This is a genomic window from Corynebacterium sp. HMSC055A01, from assembly GCF_001809405.1.
GTDB classification, from domain to species: domain Bacteria; phylum Actinomycetota; class Actinomycetes; order Mycobacteriales; family Mycobacteriaceae; genus Corynebacterium; species Corynebacterium hesseae.
Genome location: NZ_KV797549.1, coordinates 1 through 1,102 on the forward strand (window position 1 = coordinate 1; position 1,102 = coordinate 1,102).

General features: G+C 54.4%; 1 pseudogene. It reads right to left on the bottom strand.

From position 1 onward, the window contains the following. Positions 1–31 precede the first annotated feature (31 nt). Positions 32–1,102 (bottom strand): annotated as a pseudogene (locus HMPREF2604_RS02975) (IS3 family transposase); the annotation flags it as partial.

The following is a 1,102-nucleotide window of genomic DNA, read 5'->3' on the forward strand; positions in this document are numbered from 1 at the left end:
TTGAAGCGTCCTGGGTTTAGTTCCGCTTCTTTTACGGCCCTGTGTTGATGGGCTGGGTGAGATAGTACTCGGTTTCTACTTCTTGTGGGGTGGCGTAGTCCAATGCTTCGTGAAGCCGCTTAGTGTTCCACCAATGCACCCACCGCAAGGTGGCCAGTTCGACTTCTCCGACCGATGTCCACGGGCCTTGGGCATGAATCAGTTCCGCCTTGTAGAGACCATTGACTGTTTCGGCTAGTGCATTGTCATAAGAATCGCCGACTGTTCCTACACTCGGGCGTATTCCTGCTTCCGCGAGAGCGGTGGAATACTTCAGTGACACGTACTGGCTGCCCCGATCACTGTGGTGAATCAGCTGGTTTCCATGGATTCTCCCTGCAGTCGTTAACGCATGCTCCAAGGCCTCCATGGGTAGCGCATCGGTGCGCATCGTTGAGCGTGTAGCAACACCAACAATCTTTCGACTGTAGACATCCACGACAAACGCGGTGTAGGCGAATCCTGACAGGGTGCGAACGTAGGTAATGTCGGCAACCCACAACCTTCCTGGTGCTTGTGCTCGAAAGTTTCGCTGCACTAGGTCTGGGCGATGATCCGGTTTCTTCGGGCTAGTCGTTGTCACGGGGGTTCGTCCACGTCTGCGGCCGGAAACACCAGCTAGCTTCATCAGTCGTGCAGTCTTATCGCGGCCGATATGAAAGCCTTCACGGTTCATCGCGTGCCACATTTTGCGGATGCCGTAGACCGAGAAATTCTGCGCATGCACACGTTGTATCTCTGGGATGAGAAGGCTATCGCTTAAGGTCCTTGCACTGGGAACGCGTGTGGTGGCTTTGCGGTAGCCGCGTGAGGTGATGAATCCACGATCTGCTTGTTTAAGGACTCGGCAGATGGCCTCGACCCCAAACTGATCCTTATACGCGTCGATGTAAGAGATCATTTGGTCGTGGGTCGGTCGAGTTCCGCTGCGAAAAAAGCCGAAGCAGTCTTAAGAATCCCGTTTGCTCGTTTCAGTTCACGGTTTTCGCGGCGCAGACGCTTGAGCTCTTCTTCCATTGTTTCGCCACCTGAAGCGTCAGAGTCATCACGTGCTGAAGCGCTG